16 protein-coding genes and 1 tRNA gene are annotated in these 15,317 nt (G+C 65.0%); 11 read left to right on the top strand and 6 right to left on the bottom strand.

Going from position 1 to position 15,317, the window contains the following annotated elements; genetic code table 11:
* Window positions 1-19: 19 nt before the first annotated feature.
* The 3 genes from HAP40_RS04520 to HAP40_RS04510 all read right to left on the bottom strand — a co-directional run bounded on the left by HAP40_RS04520 (window position 20) and on the right by HAP40_RS04510 (window position 2,535).
* Complete coding sequence (locus HAP40_RS04520) at window positions 20-406, bottom strand: hypothetical protein (RefSeq protein WP_166818914.1); 387 nt, start codon at window positions 404-406, stop codon at window positions 20-22.
* A gap of 341 nt (window positions 407-747) precedes the next feature.
* A tRNA-Arg gene (locus HAP40_RS04515) sits at window positions 748-824 on the bottom strand.
* 265 nt (window positions 825-1,089) lie between these two features.
* Window positions 1,090-2,535 carry an ATP-binding protein gene (locus tag HAP40_RS04510; RefSeq protein ID WP_249141484.1) on the bottom strand — a complete coding sequence of 482 codons (1,446 nt, stop codon included), beginning with the start codon at window positions 2,533-2,535 and terminating at the stop codon, window positions 1,090-1,092.
* Between the two features lie 405 nt (window positions 2,536-2,940).
* On the opposite strand from HAP40_RS04510, the gene rpmH reads away from it, so the two are divergent.
* The 11 genes from rpmH (at window position 2,941) to dapE (ending at window position 12,688) form a co-directional block, all read left to right on the top strand.
* The gene (rpmH, locus tag HAP40_RS04505) at window positions 2,941-3,075 is read left to right on the top strand and encodes a 50S ribosomal protein L34 (RefSeq protein WP_008542748.1); all 135 of its coding nucleotides are present in this window, start codon (window positions 2,941-2,943) and stop codon (window positions 3,073-3,075) included.
* A gap of 28 nt (window positions 3,076-3,103) precedes the next feature.
* Window positions 3,104-3,502, top strand: a complete 399-nt coding sequence (gene rnpA, locus HAP40_RS04500; RefSeq protein WP_166818916.1) for a ribonuclease P protein component — start codon at window positions 3,104-3,106, stop codon at window positions 3,500-3,502.
* Window positions 3,503-3,516: 14 nt separating this feature from the next.
* Complete coding sequence (gene yidC / locus HAP40_RS04495; protein ID WP_166818917.1) at window positions 3,517-5,370, top strand: membrane protein insertase YidC; 1,854 nt, start codon at window positions 3,517-3,519, stop codon at window positions 5,368-5,370.
* A 109-nt stretch (window positions 5,371-5,479) separates the two neighbouring features.
* Window positions 5,480-6,133, top strand: a complete 654-nt coding sequence (gene yihA / locus HAP40_RS04490) for a ribosome biogenesis GTP-binding protein YihA/YsxC (protein ID WP_166818918.1) — start codon at window positions 5,480-5,482, stop codon at window positions 6,131-6,133.
* Complete coding sequence (locus HAP40_RS04485; protein WP_166818919.1) at window positions 6,133-6,498, top strand: DUF423 domain-containing protein; 366 nt, start codon at window positions 6,133-6,135, stop codon at window positions 6,496-6,498. Before yihA ends, HAP40_RS04485 begins: the two co-directional genes overlap by 1 nt.
* 195 nt (window positions 6,499-6,693) lie before the next feature.
* Window positions 6,694-7,581, top strand: a complete 888-nt coding sequence (gene argB / locus HAP40_RS04480; protein ID WP_166818920.1) for an acetylglutamate kinase — start codon at window positions 6,694-6,696, stop codon at window positions 7,579-7,581.
* A 188-nt stretch (window positions 7,582-7,769) separates the two neighbouring features.
* A complete protein-coding gene (locus HAP40_RS04475; RefSeq protein ID WP_166819625.1) occupies window positions 7,770-8,756 on the top strand; it encodes a DUF1036 domain-containing protein in 987 nt (328 codons plus the stop codon).
* Between the two features lie 157 nt (window positions 8,757-8,913).
* The gene (locus HAP40_RS04470) at window positions 8,914-9,606 is read left to right on the top strand and encodes a pyrimidine 5'-nucleotidase (protein ID WP_166818921.1); all 693 of its coding nucleotides are present in this window, start codon (window positions 8,914-8,916) and stop codon (window positions 9,604-9,606) included.
* A gap of 236 nt (window positions 9,607-9,842) precedes the next feature.
* Window positions 9,843-10,688: a 2,3,4,5-tetrahydropyridine-2,6-dicarboxylate N-succinyltransferase gene (gene dapD, locus HAP40_RS04465; RefSeq protein ID WP_166818922.1), complete on the top strand. Its 846-nt coding sequence runs from the start codon at window positions 9,843-9,845 to the stop codon at window positions 10,686-10,688.
* A gap of 222 nt (window positions 10,689-10,910) precedes the next feature.
* A complete protein-coding gene (locus HAP40_RS04460) occupies window positions 10,911-11,525 on the top strand; it encodes a DUF805 domain-containing protein (protein WP_166818923.1) in 615 nt (204 codons plus the stop codon).
* On the top strand, window positions 11,522-12,688 hold the full coding sequence (gene dapE / locus HAP40_RS04455) for a succinyl-diaminopimelate desuccinylase (RefSeq protein ID WP_166818924.1): 1,167 nt from the start codon (window positions 11,522-11,524) through the stop codon (window positions 12,686-12,688). The genes HAP40_RS04460 and dapE overlap by 4 nt, the downstream gene beginning before the upstream one ends.
* 173 nt (window positions 12,689-12,861) lie before the next feature.
* On the opposite strand, the gene truA is transcribed toward dapE, so the two are convergent.
* The 3 genes from truA to def all read right to left on the bottom strand — a co-directional run bounded on the left by truA (window position 12,862) and on the right by def (window position 15,295).
* Window positions 12,862-13,599, bottom strand: coding sequence for a tRNA pseudouridine(38-40) synthase TruA (truA, locus tag HAP40_RS04450; RefSeq protein ID WP_166818925.1), 738 nt, complete (start codon window positions 13,597-13,599; stop codon window positions 12,862-12,864).
* A gap of 112 nt (window positions 13,600-13,711) precedes the next feature.
* The gene (fmt, locus tag HAP40_RS04445; protein ID WP_166818926.1) at window positions 13,712-14,647 is read right to left on the bottom strand and encodes a methionyl-tRNA formyltransferase; all 936 of its coding nucleotides are present in this window, start codon (window positions 14,645-14,647) and stop codon (window positions 13,712-13,714) included.
* A 120-nt stretch (window positions 14,648-14,767) separates the two neighbouring features.
* Window positions 14,768-15,295, bottom strand: a complete 528-nt coding sequence (gene def / locus HAP40_RS04440) for a peptide deformylase (RefSeq protein ID WP_166818927.1) — start codon at window positions 15,293-15,295, stop codon at window positions 14,768-14,770.
* Window positions 15,296-15,317 lie beyond the last annotated feature (22 nt).

Below are 15,317 nucleotides of genomic sequence, written 5' to 3'. Positions count from 1 at the left end.
AGAGTGCGCACTTGCGCAGTTAATTCTTCAGCTCATTCTTGGCGTTCCGCATCTTGCTCGCGCCCCTGAGCGGGGGCGCCGGTGCGGGATTCGGATTCGCCCAGCCTGTCATCTGCAGACAGGTGAGCAGATCGACATAGCTTTGTATTCCCGCTGCCGCGGCCTCGCCTTCGCAACTGTCGCGCGCGGGACCAGGCACGGTCGGCCAAGCCGAACTTAGCTGTTGCCGCGCAAGTCCCTCGTCACGCTCGCATTCGCTGGCGTCCTGCGCCAGGACGAGCCCTGACGCCTTGTCGTCAGCGGACACGTCCCTGCAAAGGGCTTCCACGTTGAAGACGGGCACACGGTCTGAAACCGGTATCGCGGGCTGGCCAAGAAGCGAGAGGGCCAAAAGCGCTGCTTTCATGGGATCCTCCCTTAAAATCGGGTTGGACGGGAAAGCTCAGGGGAGATTAGGCCTGGTTTGTTTCCGGCCGGCTTCGCCCCGGCCGGCAAAGGGTTTCGTCCTTGCCCAATTGTGGGCTTCCCGAAGCTTACCCAGGACCACGGTCGACAAAGATGGGCACGACTGAGATGCCCTGCGAGTTTTCGCTACGCCTCGTGGACAAAGCGGCGTGCGCCGAGACTCGCTAGGAAGGTGTCCGTTACCGGCTCCAGGCTTACACGGTGACGATAGCGAGCAGCCGAGCGACGATGTCGTCCGACGCGGAAACGGCAGGTTTTGGAGTGGCCAGTCTTGTACCGAAATGGCGCGCCCGGAACGATTCGAACGTCCGACCCTCAGATTCGTAGTCTGATGCTCTATCCAGCTGAGCTACGGGCGCGTTTTTCGCGAATAGTGCGGGCTGGGCCCGCAGGCAGCCTTCGGACAGCGCCGAAGGGGTGCGAAAGAGCGCTCTGACTAACCGCTCTTGTCCCGATTGGCAAGGTCCGGGTTGCGGAGATTTTGCAGGGAAATGACGATCTCCACCCGGTCATTCCGGGGCTCGCGAAGCGAGAACCCGGAATCTCGCGCCTAAAACCTCTGGATTCCGGGTTCGGCGCTTTGCGCCGCGCCGGAGTGACAGGCTCACTCAGCCGCTGGCCGATCTACGCCCTCTGCCGCTCGTTGCGGATCGAGAGCAGTTCCACGGGGCGGTCGGGGATGACGATGCGGAAGGTGGCGCCGATGGTGCCTTCGACGAGGTGGATGTCGCCGCCATGGGCGCGGACAAGCTCCGCGGCGATGGCAAGGCCGAGGCCACTGCCGCCGGGGCGGCCGGAGGTCTGGAACGCCTCGAACAGGTGCTCGCGGGTCTTCTGGGGAACGCCGGGGCCGGTGTCGGAGACCTCGAGGATCGCGACCGCGCCCTCGCGTTTTCCGGTGATCCGGATCTGCTGCACGCCGACATCGCCGGACGAGGCATGGGTTTCCAGCGCCTGGGCGGCGTTGCGGACGAGGTTGAGCAGCACGCGGAACAGCTGGTCGGGGTCGGCATCGATGGCGAGCCCGCGCTCGATCGCGGCGACCCAGGCGATCGAGGCATCCGAGGCAAGGCCCGCGGTCTCGCGCACCTCGAGCACCACAGGCTCGATCAAAATCATGCGGCGGTCGGGCGCGGCCTCCTGGGCGCGGCCGTAGGACAGCGTCGACTGGCAGAAGGCGATGGCGCGCTCGAGCGAGCGCACCAGCTTCGGCGCGAAGCGCTGCACCCGCGGATCCGGCACACTGGCGAGCTGGTCCGACAAGAGCTGGGCCGAAGCCAGCAGATTGCGCAAATCGTGGTTGATCTTGGACACTGCGAGGCCGAGGGCGGCGAGCCGGCTCTTCTGATTCAGCATCGACATCAGGTCGCGCTGCATGTCCGACAATTCGCGCTCCGCAACGCCGATCTCGTCGCTGCGCTGGCTCGGCACGATGATGCCGGCCGAGCTCTCGGGATTCTCGTGGAAGCCGACCAGGCTCGCGGTCAGCCGCCGCATCGGGCGGACGAAGAGATAATGGAGCGCGAGATAGACCAAGCCCGCGGTCAGCGCCGCGATGATCAGCGCGACCACGACGACGTTGCGGGAGAAGCGGTACATCTGCTGCCGCAGCGGCAGCTCGTCGGTCACGATCTCGATGAACTGGGCGTTGCCGACGCCGGGGCCGACGATGCGGATGGCCTGGTTGCCGGTCTCCAGCATCATCCGGAACGAGCCGGTGATCGCCTCCCAGGCCGTCATGTCGCGCAGGTCGATGTCATGCTCGATGGCTGCCGGAATGTTGTCGCTGGCGAGCAGCCGCCGCTGCTGGCCCATCTTGATGGCGACGGCGCGGGCATTGATGCTCTTGAGGATCTGCCGCGACAGCGAATCGGGAACCATGCCGAGCGGCGCCGCATCGAGCACCAGCGCCGCGGTGTTGGCGGCCGCCACGCGGTCGTTCAGGCGGTTGACCCAGAAATTGGCGATGGCGGGCACGTAAAGCAGGCTGGCCGCGATCATCACCAGGGGGACGGTGAGCAGCAGCAGCTTGCCCGACAGCCCGAGCCCGCGCGTCCCGCGCGGCGTCATCGCCGGCTGGTCCGGCTGATCCGTATCCTGGATCGGCTGGCGATCTGTGGCTGACACGAAATTCGCCCCTATTGGCTTGACTGATGGAGGATGCGACCCGCCCGGGATCTGGTCAAATTACGGATCGCTAATCTGCCAAGGTGGGATGTAAGCGCTGATTGAGCGAGTCGCTACCTCAAGGGTTAAAAACCCCACACATACAGCCATATTCACCGAAATCGCGCGCTTGTGCGGCGTTGACGAAAACAAGGCGCTCCCTTATAAGCCGCGCAAATTGTCCGCGATGACCCGGTGCGAGACCGGGAGCGGCTCTCTTGGGGCCGGAAAGGGCCCATTTTGGGCCGCATCTTCCGGACTTTACCATCAATTCTACAGGCAAATTGCCCGGTCAGCGGAGAAAAACCCGTGAAGCGGACTTATCAACCCAGCAAACTGGTGCGCAAGCGCCGTCACGGCTTCCGTGCCCGTCTCGCCACTGCCGGCGGCCGCAAGGTTCTCGCCGCCCGCCGCGCCCGCGGCCGCAAGCGTCTGAGCGCCTGAGCCGGACCCCCTTTTCCGGGATTTCATCATGGATCGGCTGAGGCAGCGGGCGGATTTCCTCGCCGTTGCCAATGGCGCGCGGGCGAACAGTGCCGCGTTCGTCCTGCAAAGCCGCCGCCGGGACGACGGCGGCCCGATCCGGATCGGCTTCACCGTTACCAAAAAGAACGGCAACGCCCCCGAGCGCAATCGTATCCGGCGCCGGCTTCGCGAATTGGTGAAGCGGCTCGGCCCAGTATCGATGCAACCCCATCATGATTATGTGCTGGTCGGCCGAAGGGACGCGCTCTCGCGCGACTTCGCGACCATGCTCGACGATCTGCGTATAGCGTTCACGAGGCCGGCGCGGCATACGGCCAAAGGACCGGCCAAGGCACGCGGCCAGAGGCCAGGTCCCGCCGCAGCGACCAGCCGCAAACCGGATTGATGACGAGACATTCGATGACCGACAACCGCAATACGATCCTCGCCGTCATTCTGTCCGGCCTTGTGCTGATCGCCTGGCAGTATTTCTACAACGTGCCGCAGATGGAGAAGCAGCGCGCCCAGCAGCAGGCGCAGGCCGAGCTCCAGAAATCCACCACGCCGCAGCCGAGCGCGTCCGCAACGCCGGGCAGCGCGCCGCAGCCCGGCGCCGCTCAGCCGTCGACCCCGGCCGCGAATCAGGCCCAGCCGGTGGTTTCCCGCGACGCCGCGATCGCGGCCAGCCCGCGCGTGAAGATCGACACGCCGCGGCTTGCCGGCAGCATCTCGCTGAAGGGCGGCCGCATCGACGACCTCGCGCTGGTGCAATACCGCGAAACGGTCGATCCGAAGTCGCCGCCGATCTATCTTTATTCGCCCTCGGGCACCGCGGAGCCCTACTACGCCGAGTTCGGCTGGGTGGCCGCGACCGGCGTGACGGCGAAGATGCCGGATGCCCAGAGCGTCTGGCAGCAGGAGGGCAGCGGCAGCCTGACGCCGACCTCGCCGGTGGTTCTGAAGTGGGAGAATGGCGACGGCCTCACCTTCCGCCGCACCATCTCGGTCGACGAGCATTATCTCTTCAGCGTCAAGGACGAGGTGAGCAATGTCGGCAACACGCCGGTCACGCTCTACCCCTTCGCGCTGATCTCGCGCCACGGCGCGCCGCAGGTCTCGGGCTACTACATCCTGCATGAAGGCCTGATCGGTTATCTCGGCGACGAAAAGCTGCAGGAATTCGCCTACAAGAAGGTCGACGAAGCCAAGCAGATCAACTTCAACAATGTCGTCAATGGCTGGCTCGGCATCACCGACAAGTACTGGGCTTCGGCGCTGCTGCCGGACACCAAGGCCAGGCTTCAGGCGCGCTTCTCGTCGAATCCGGTCGGCAATGTCCATACCTACCAGACCGACTATCTGCTCGATCCCGTTACCGTCGCGATCGGCGGCACGGCGACGGCGCATGCGCGCCTGTTCGCGGGCGCCAAGGAAGCCGGCGTGGTCGGCATCAATTTCCCGCTCGCAGGTCTTGGTGGTTACAACAAGGCGCTCGACCTCAACCATTTCGATCTGTTGATCGACTGGGGCTGGTTCCACTTCATCACCAAGCCGATGTTCCTCGGCCTCGACTTCTTCTTCCGTTTCTTCGGCAATTTCGGCATCTCGATCCTGCTCGTGACCGTGATCGTGAAGCTGCTGTTCTTCCCGCTGGCGAACAAGTCCTACGCCTCGATGGCGAAGATGAAATCGATCCAGCCGCAGCTTCTGGCGCTGAAAGAGCGCTACCCCGACGACAAGGTGAAGCAGCAGCAGGAGATGATGGAGATCTACCGCAAGGAGAAGATCAATCCGGTCGCCGGCTGTCTGCCCGTGCTGATCCAGATCCCGGTGTTCTTCTCGCTCTACAAGGTGCTGTTCGTCACCATCGAGATGCGGCACGCGCCGTTCTACGGCTGGATCAAGGACCTCTCGGCGCACGATCCGACCAATCTGTTCAATCTGTTCGGGCTGATCCCGTTCGACCCGACCACGATTCCCGTGTTCGGCCATTACCTCGCACTCGGTATCTGGCCGATCATCATGGGCATCACGATGTGGTTCCAGATGAAGCTGAACCCGACACCGCCCGATCCGACCCAGCAGCTGATCTTCAACTGGATGCCGCTGATCTTCACCTTCATGCTGGCGGGCTTCCCGGCGGGTCTCGTGATCTACTGGGCCTGGAACAACCTGCTGTCGGTGATCCAGCAGAGCTACATCATGCGCCGCAACGGCGTGAAGGTGGAGCTGTTCGACAATCTCAAGTCGACGTTCGCGCGGAAGGCGACGTAAGTATCACTCCGTCATTCCGGGGCGATGCGAAGCATCGAACCCGGAATCTCGAGATTCCGGGTCTGGTCCTTCGGACCATCCCGGAATGACAGGAAGCAAAGAGCTTCGCATGACCGACGACAAAGATGCGAAGCTGATCGAAGCCGGGCGCAAGCTGTTCGCCCGGGACTGGCAGTTCATCTGGGCTTCGCCCTCGATTGCAACGCTGCCGCCGATGGCGGGGCTGGAGATTGCCTTTGCCGGCCGCTCCAATGTCGGCAAGTCTAGCCTGATCAACGCGCTCACGGGGCGCAACGCGCTGGCGCGCACCTCGCATACGCCGGGGCGCACCCAGGAGCTGATCTTCTTCGAGGTCCCCGGGAAAGGCGACCTGCGGCTCGTCGACATGCCCGGCTACGGCTATGCCAAGGCGCCGAAGAGCCAGGTGGCATCCTGGACCGAGCTGATCCACAAATTCCTGCTGGGACGCGCCTCGCTCGCACGCGTCTACGTGCTGATCGACGCGCGGCATGGGATCAAGGAGGTCGATCTCGAAGTCCTCAAGACGCTCGACCGTTCCGCCGTCAGCTATCAGATCGTGCTGACCAAGGCCGACCAGGTGAAGGCCGCCGAGCTTGAGACGCGCATCGCCGAGACCGAGGCTGCGCTCGCCAAGCATCCCGCCGCGTTCCCGAACGTGCTCGCGACCTCGTCCCGGAGCTCGACCGGCATGGAGAGCTTGCGCGCCGCGATGGCGAAGCTTCTGGAAGAGCGGACCTCGTGATGGCAGCGCAACGCCTGCTGATCGGCCTTGCCGGCCTGATGGGCGCCGCCGGCGTCGCGCTGGCCGCGGCCTCCGCGCACGGCGGCGACGCGAGCCGGCTGGCATCGGCCAGCGCCATGCTGCTGTTTCATGCAACTGCCATACTCGCGACCGTGGCGCTGCTCGCGCGCGGCCTTCTGCACGGCGGAATTGGGCTTGTGGCCGGTTTCGGCTTCGCGGTCGGCGCCGTGCTGTTCGCGGGCGACCTGACCTTGCGGCAATATGCGGGACACTCGCTGTTTCCGATGGCGGCCCCGACGGGCGGCATGGTGATGATTGCGAGCTGGCTCGTGGTGACGCTGGCGGCGGTGGTGGCGAAAAAGTAGCATTCGTGTCCCGGACGCGGTGCGGCACGCAGTGACGCTCCGCAGAGCCGGGACCCAGCAGCCACATGGGCCCCGGCTCTGCAGCGCACCGCTGAAGAAGCGCTGCGCTGCGTCCGGGGCACGAAGACCACTTTGCGCTGCCTCCACCAATCGGATAGAACGCGCACCGACCGTCCCGCCAGCGAGATCCGCCTCATGACCGAAATCTCCCCGCTCGACCAGGCCCGCATCCTGTCCGAAGCGCTGCCGCACATGCAGCAATATGACGAGGAAACCATCGTCATCAAATATGGCGGTCATGCCATGGGCGACGAGGAGACTGCCAAGAACTTCGCCCGCGACATCGTCCTGCTCGAGCAGACCGCGATCAATCCAGTGGTGGTACATGGCGGCGGGCCGCAGATCGCGACCATGCTCAAGCGGCTCGGCATCGTCTCGGAATTCGCCGCAGGCCTGCGCATCACCGATGCCGCGACCATCGAGATCGTCGAGATGGTGCTGGCCGGCTCAGTCAACAAGCAGATCGTCGGCTACATCAACGAGGCCGGCGGCAAGGCCGTGGGCCTGTCGGGCAAGGACGGCAACATGGTGAAGGCGTCGAAGACGACGCGCACCATCATCGATCCGGACTCGCATATCGAGAAGGCGGTCGATCTCGGCTTCGTCGGCGACCCCGAGAAGGTCGACCTCACTTTGCTCAACCAGCTGATCGGCTACGAGCTGATCCCGGTGCTGGCACCGCTCGCGACCTCCAAGGACGGCCAGACGCTGAACGTCAACGCCGACACCTTTGCCGGTGCGGTGGCTGGCGCGCTGAAGGCCAAGCGCCTGCTGCTGCTCACCGACGTGCCCGGCGTGCTCGACAAGTCGAAGAAGCTGATCCCGCAATTGTCCGTCAAGGACGCGCGCAAGCTGATCGCCGACGGCACCATTTCCGGCGGCATGATCCCGAAGGTCGAGACCTGCATCTACGCGCTCGAACAGGGTGTCGAAGGCGTCGTCATCATCGACGGCAAGATGCAGCACGCGGTGCTGCTCGAGCTCTTCACCAACCAGGGCACGGGCACGCTGATCCACAAGTGAGGGACGAGCGCGAGGAGCGGATGAAGGTCGTCATGCCCGGGCTTGCCCCGGGCATCAACGGCTCTCCGCGCGCGCTGTCGCACGTGGATGGCCGGGACTTGTCTGTCGAGACGCGCTCCGCGCTTTTGCCCGGCCATGACGAACCGCGAATGCGGCGCCCCCACCGCTCGGCCCTGACACGCTTCCTGATGACGCTGCCGGCGGCCGTTGTCTCACTCTTCTTCTCCTCTGCGCCTGCGCACGCTGACCTCAAAATCTGCAACCGCATGTCCTATGTCGTGGAGGCCGCGATCGGCATCGACGACAAGGCGGCGACCGCGACGCGCGGCTGGTTCAGGATCGATCCCGCGACCTGCCGCGTGGTGGTGCAGGGCACGTTGACGGCCGACCGCATCCTGCTCAATGCCCGCGCGCTCGGCCTCTATGGCGCCTCCCCGATCCCGCAGAACGGCCGCGACATGCTGTGCGTGGCGCAGGACAATTTCGTCATCGCGGCAGCACGGCAGTGCCGCGGCGGCCAGACCCAGGCTGCGTTCACGCAAGTGATGCCGACGCAAGCCGCGGATGGCAACCTCACTGCCTATCTCGCCGAGGATTCCGAATATGACGACGAGCAGGCACGCCTCGCCGGCATCCAGCGTCTGCTGGTGATCGCGGGCTACGACGTCGGCGCGATCGACGGCGTCGACGGGCCGAAAACGCAAGGCGCACTGGCCGCCTTTCTGAAGAGCCGCGGCTTGTCGCCCGAGATCGTGCCGTCGCAAAACTTCTTCAAGACCATGGTCGACGCGGTGCAGACGCCGTCCGCGAGCGGCCTCACCTGGTGCAACGACACCCCGCACAAGGTGATGGCGGCGGTCGCGACCGACGACGGCAAGTCGGTGACGAGCCGCGGCTGGTATCGCATCGATCCCAAGACATGCCTGCATCCTGACGTGACCGGCCAGCCCAAACAGATCTTCAGCTTCGCCGAAGCGGTCGATGCCGACAACCGCGTCGTCAAGCTGAAGGACCGGCCGCTGAACTGGGGCGGCGACAAGCAGCTCTGCACGCGCGAGTCCAAATTCGAGACGAGCGAGCAGACCGATTGCAGCGCGCGCGGCTTCGCCGCGACGGGGTTCGGCGCGGTGGACATGTCGAGCGGCGGCAAGACGCTGCGGTTTGCGCTGCCGTGATGGGTGGTACGACAAATGCCGATGTCGTCCCGGCGAAGGCCGGGACCCATAACCACCAAATTGCGTTTGGCGAAGAACGACGACCAGAGTGCCCCATCGATGGACCACGCGGTATGGGTCCCGGCCTTCGCCGGGACGACGCGTTGAGAGAGCTGCAATGACCCCTCCCCGCACCTTCGCCCACGTCGACACCTGGGTGTTCGATCTCGACAACACGCTCTATCCGCATCACGTCAATCTTTGGCAGCAGGTCGATGCGCGGATCGGGGAGTTCGTCTGCAACTGGCTGAACGTCACGCCCGAGGAAGCGCGCAAGATCCAGAAGGATTATTATCTGCGCTTCGGCACCACGATGCGCGGCATGATGACGATGCACGGCGTCTCCGCCGACGACTACCTTGCCTACGTCCACAAGATCGACCATTCGCCGCTGGAGCCAAACCCGCAGCTTGGCGAAGCCATCGCAAGGCTGCCGGGGCGAAAGCTGATCCTGACCAACGGCTCGGTCGACCATGTCGATGCGGTGCTGGCGCGGCTCGGCTTCGCCTCGCATTTCGACGGCGTGTTCGACATCATCGCCGCCGAATTCGAGCCCAAGCCGGCGCCGCAGACCTACCGCAAGTTCCTGAGCGACCATGCGGTCGATCCGACCCGCGCCGCCATGTTCGAGGACCTCGCCCGCAACCTCACCGTTCCCCATGAACTCGGCATGACCACCGTGCTGGTGGTGCCCGACGGCACCAAGGATGTGGTGCGCGAGGACTGGGAACTGGAAGGCCGTGACGCCGCCCATGTCGACCACGTCACGGACGATCTGACGGGGTTTTTGGGTGAGTTGTCGCCGAAATAACCGCCGTCGTCCCGGGGCGCAAAGCGAGCCCGGGACCCATAACCACAGGGATTGGTTGGGGCGCGAGATCGATAACTGCGAGTCCTCACCAAACGACTGCCTGTGGCTATGGGTCCCGGGCTCGCGCTTCGCGCGCCCCGGGACGACGACCGAGTATGCCTTGACTCCGTCCGCGCAAATCCCGAAAAAGCGCTCCAATTCACCACAAATTCCTGTCTGTCCCTGAGGAAATCCCGATGTCCCTTGCAGCCCTCGAATCCACCATCAACAGCGCCTTCGACGCGCGCGACGGCATCTCGACGTCGACCAAGGGTGAGGTGCGCGAGGCCGTGGACCAGGCGCTTGAGACCCTGGACAAGGGTGAGGCGCGGGTCGCCGAGCGCGGGGCCGACGGCAAGTGGACGGTCAATCAATGGCTGAAGAAGGCGGTGCTGCTGTCGTTCCGCCTCAACGACATGGACGTCATTCCCGGCGGCCCGGGCAAGGCGAGCTGGTGGGACAAGGTACCCTCGAAGTTCGAAGGCTGGGGCCCGAACCGCTTTCGCGATGCCGGTTTCCGCGCGGTGCCCGGCGCCGTCGTCCGGCGCTCGGCCTTCATCGCCAAGAACGTCGTGCTGATGCCGTCCTTCGTCAATCTCGGCGCCTATGTCGATGAGAGCACCATGGTCGACACCTGGGCCACCGTCGGCTCCTGCGCCCAGATCGGCAAGCGCGTGCACATCTCCGGCGGCGCCGGCATCGGCGGCGTGCTCGAGCCGCTCCAGGCCGAGCCCGTCATCATCGAGGACGACTGCTTCATCGGCGCCCGCAGCGAGGTCGCCGAGGGCGTGATCGTGCGCAAGGGCGCGGTGCTGGCGATGGGCGTGTTCCTGGGCGCCTCGACCAAGATCGTCGACCGCGAGAGCGGCGAGGTCTTCGTGGGTGAAGTGCCCGAATATTCGGTGGTGGTGCCCGGCGCGCTGCCCGGCAAGCCCATGAAGAACGGCCAGATCGGCCCGAGCACCGCCTGCGCCGTGATCGTCAAGCGCGTCGACGAGCGCACGCGGTCCAAGACCAGCATCAACGAGCTGCTTCGGGATTGATGAAAGGCGCACACCGCCGTCGTCCCGGCGAAAGCCGGGACCTATAATCCCAGGCAGCGGTTTGGCGAAGACCGGCCGTTCGGTACTTCTATCTTCCCCAATCGATAGATCACGCGGTATGGGTCCCGGCTTGCGCCGGGACGACACCGAGGGTCAATCGAACCCACCCTCCCTCCATCGCGACCAATTTCCGGGCGGCCCCGCCTGCCCGGAGCCTCTCGGATGGACTGGACCTGGTACCTTTTCCGCTTCGACGGCCGCATGGGCCGCTCCGGGTTCTGGTGCAGCCTGATCCTGGTCTTTTGCGGCATGATCCTGCTGCTCTGCCTCTGCCTGGGCATCATGTCCGCGTTCGGCGGTGAAGTCAGATCCTTCAATCTGAATGCTGACGATGTCTTCAAGATCGTCGATCCCACGGCCTATCGCTGGTCGCTGCTCGACAATCTGCCGCTGCTGCTGCTCAAGCTGGCCGCAACCGCGCTGATGCTCTGGATCTATCTCGCGATCTTGGTGAAGCGGCTGCATGATCGCGACAAGTCCGCGTGGTGGCTGCTCGCGTACTTCGTGCTGCCCGGTCTCTTCAAGCAGTTCGCAGAGCGTCTCCCGGACACTTACTGGATGATACCAGTCGCGCTGGCCAGCATTGTCCTGACCTTCGCGTGTTTCCTTGAAACCGGTTTCCTGCGCGGCACCAAGGGGCCCAATCGGTTCGGTCCCGACCCGGAGGCCGAAGTCGATTTCCAGCGGGGACAGGGCTGGGACCAGAGCCGCGAGATCGAATTTGTCCCGCCGCGCGCTAGCCCACCCGGCGGCATGCATGTTAAGCGGGGCGCATGACCGATGCTCTCTCCATTGCCCGCGATCTCATCCGCTGCCCCTCGGTAACCCCGGCCGATGCCGGTGCACTCGGGGTGCTCGAAAAACTGCTCTCCGCCGCCGGCTTCGCTTGTCATCGCGTGACGTTCAGCGAGGAAGGCACCGCCGACGTCGACAATCTTTATGCGCGGATCGGCAGCGAGGGGCCGCACATCACCTTTGCCGGCCATACCGACGTGGTGCCGCCGGGTGACGAGAGCGCCTGGAGCGTCGGCGCGTTCTCCGGCGAGGTGAAGGACGGTGTCCTGCACGGCCGCGGCGCGGTCGACATGAAAGGCGGCATCGCCTGCTCGGTCGCCGCGGCGCTGGATCATCTCGTCGCCAATGACGGCAAGCCGCGCAGCGACGGCAAGGGTTCGATCTCGTTCCTGATCACCGGCGACGAGGAAGACGTCTCGATCAACGGCACGATCAAGCTGCTGAAATGGGCGGCCGAGCGCGGCGAAAAATTCGACCATTGCGTGCTCGGCGAGCCCTCCAATGTCGAGACGCTCGGCGACACCATCAAGGTCGGCCGCCGCGGCTCGCAATCGGGCACGCTCTATGTCGACGGCGTGCAGGGCCATGTCGCCTATCCGCATCGCGCCGCCAACCCGGTGCCGGATATTTCGCGGCTGATCGTGGCGATCTCCGACGAGCCGCTCGACCACGGCAGTGCGCAATTCCAGGCCTCCAATCTCGAATTCACCTCGGTCGACGTCGGCAACAAGGCCAGCAACGTCATCCCCGGCGAGGCCCGCGCGAAGTTCAACATCCGCTACAACGACAACCACACCCAGGCATCCTTGCGCGAGCTGGTGGAGACGCGCCTGGCAAAAGCCTGCGGCAATCGCATCAAGGCCCGCATCGTCTGGGAGCCCTCGAACTCCAACGTGTTCGTGACCAAGCCCGGCCCGTTCACCGATCTCGCGGTGTCCGCGATCGAGGAGGTGACCGGCCGCAAGCCGGAGCTGTCGACCTCGGGCGGCACCTCGGACGCGCGGTTCATCTCCAGCTACTGCCCGGTGATCGAGTTCGGCCTGGTCGGCCAGACCATGCACCAGATCGACGAGCGGGTGCCGGTGGCGGATCTGGAAAAGCTGACCAAGGTGTATCGGGGGATTTTGCAGCGGTATTTCGGGTAGGCGCCGAAGCCCTCACCTTCTCCGCTGTCATCGCCCGCGAAGGTGGGCGATCCAGTATCCCAGAGACGATAGTGATCGAGCCGAGAGGCCGCGGCGTACTGGATGCCCCGCCTTCGCGGGGCATGACACCGGGTTGCGGCGAGAGCGTGCGCCCGCCGCGCACGCCTCTCCCCTCAATAATCCACCTTCACCAGATACAGGCCCTCCGGCGGGGCGACGATGCCGCACGCGGCGCGGTTGCGGGCTGCGAGTGCGGCGGAGAGATCATCCGCGGTCCAGCGTCCTTCGCCGACCCACACCAGCGAGCCCACCATCGAGCGCACCTGGCTGTGCAGGAACGAGCGCGCCGAGGTGAGAATCGTGATCTCGCGGCCGTCGCGCGTCACGTCGAGCTGGTCGAGCGTCTTCTCCGGCGACTTGGCCTGGCACTCGGTGTCGCGGAACGTGGTGAAGTCGTGCTTGCCGAGCAGACGCTGTGCCGCCGCATGCATCGCCTCACTGTCGAGCCGGCGCGGCACGCGCCAGGCGTGGCCGACGTCGAGGGCAAGATTCGCGCGGGTGTTGACGATGCGGTAGCGATAGTGGCGCTTGATCGCCGAAAAGCGTGCTTCGAAGGTATCCGGGACGATCTCGGCCTCGAGCACCGCGATAGGATGCGGGCGCAGATGCGCGTTGAGGCCATCGCGAAACCGGCCCGGCGGAAACTGCTTCTCGATGTCGACATGCGCAACCTGGCCGCGCGCATGCACGCCGGCATCGGTGCGTCCGGCGCCGTGCACCCGCAAATCCGCACCCGTCATTGCCTTCACGGCAGCTTCCAACGCGCCCTGCACCGAGGGCAGCGTCTCCTGCACCTGCCAGCCGAAGAACGGCGCGCCGTCATATTCGATGATGAGCTTGTAGCGGGGCATCGATCCAGCTCTATCCGACGTCATTGCCGGGCTTGACCCGGCAATCCATCACCTGGGAGAGAGTTTTGTTAGAAGATGGATACGCGGGTCAAGCCCGCGTATCACGAGTTGGCTAGCTGAACCTCGCGCCCGTCCTCAGCGGTACGCCGCGCAAGAAGTCCGCGGCCTGCATCCGGCCCTTGCCTTCGCGCTGCAGCTCGACGATGCGGATGGCGCCGTCGCCGCAGGCGATGGTGAGCAGATCGTCGAGCACCTCGCCCGGCGTGCCCGCGCCTGTCGCAAGCTCGCAGCGCAGGATTTTGACGCGCGCGTTCTCGCTGACGCCTGCGAGCTCGGCCCACGCTCCGGGGAACGGCGACAGGCCGTGAATGTGGCGCAGCACCGCGCGCGCAGGCTTGGCCCAGTCGATCCGCGCCTCGGCCTTGTCGATCTTGGCGGCATAGGTGACGCCGTCCTCGCTCTGCTTCCTGAGCTGGAGCCCGCCGCGATCGAGCGCGGCCATCGCGCGCACCATGAGATCGGCCCCCAACCGGCAGAGACGGTCGTGCAGATCGAGCGCGGTCATGCTGTCGGTGATCGCAAGCCGCTCCGCCATGGCGACGTCACCGGTATCGAGGCCGACATCCATCTTCATCACCATCACGCCGCTCTCGGCATCGCCTGCCATGATGGCGCGGTTGATCGGCGCGGCGCCCCGCCAGCGCGGCAGCAGCGAAGCGTGCAGATTGTAGCAGCCGAGCCTGGGCGCATCGAGGATCGCCTGCGGCAAGATCATGCCATAGGCGACGACGATTGCGGCATCGGCATCGAAGGCGCGAAATTCGTCGAGTGCTTCCTGACTCTTCAACGTCTTGGGCGTCAGCACGGGAACGCCGAGCTTTCGCGCAGCTTCCTCGACCGGGGTCGGCTGCAATTGCAGGCCGCGGCGGCCGCCGGGCTTCGGCGCGCGGGTGTAGACGGCCACGATCTCGTGGCCATGCGCGACCAGCTCGAGCAGCGTCGGCACGGAGAAATCGGGCGTGCCCATGAAGATCAGGCGGAGAGGCATCGGAAAACCTGCGAAGGAAGCGATGTAGTTACAGTCATTCCGGGGCGGCTCGAAGAGCCGAACCCGGAATCTCGAGGTTCCAGGTTCGATGCCTTGCATCGCCCCGGAACGACAGAGCGCCTACTCGCCCGCGCGCTTGGCGGCCTTCTCGAACTTCTTCATCACGCGGTCGCGCTTGAGCTTCGACAGATAGTCGACGAACAGCACTCCGTTGAGATGGTCGATCTCGTGCTGGATGCAGGTGGCGTAGAGGCCTTCGGCGTCCTCCTCGTGCACCTTGCCGTCGAGGTCGGTGAAGCGGACGCGCACCTTCGCGGGACGCTCGACCTCCTCGTAGTATTCGGGGATCGACAGGCAGCCTTCCTCGTAGACCGACAGCTCCTCGGAGGAGGCGATGATCTCGGGGTTGATGAAGACGCGCGGAAGCGGATTGGTCTCGCCGTTCTCGTCGCGCTTGGCGAGGTCCATGGTGATCAGCCGCAGCGGCTGCGCGATCTGGATCGCAGCGAGGCCGATGCCGGGCGCATCGTACATGGTCTCGAACATGTCGTCGGCCAGCTTGCGGATCTCCGAAGTGACCTTTTCGATCGGCTTGGAGACCAGACGCAGCTGCTTGTCGGGCAGGATGATGATTTCTCTGAGGGCCATGGCCGCGATTTAAGCTGCGCGC

Source organism: Bradyrhizobium sp. 1(2017) (genome assembly GCF_011602485.2).
In the GTDB taxonomy this organism is placed as follows: Bacteria; Pseudomonadota; Alphaproteobacteria; order Rhizobiales; family Xanthobacteraceae; genus Bradyrhizobium.
This window is presented reverse-complemented; position numbering and strand designations above follow the sequence as displayed.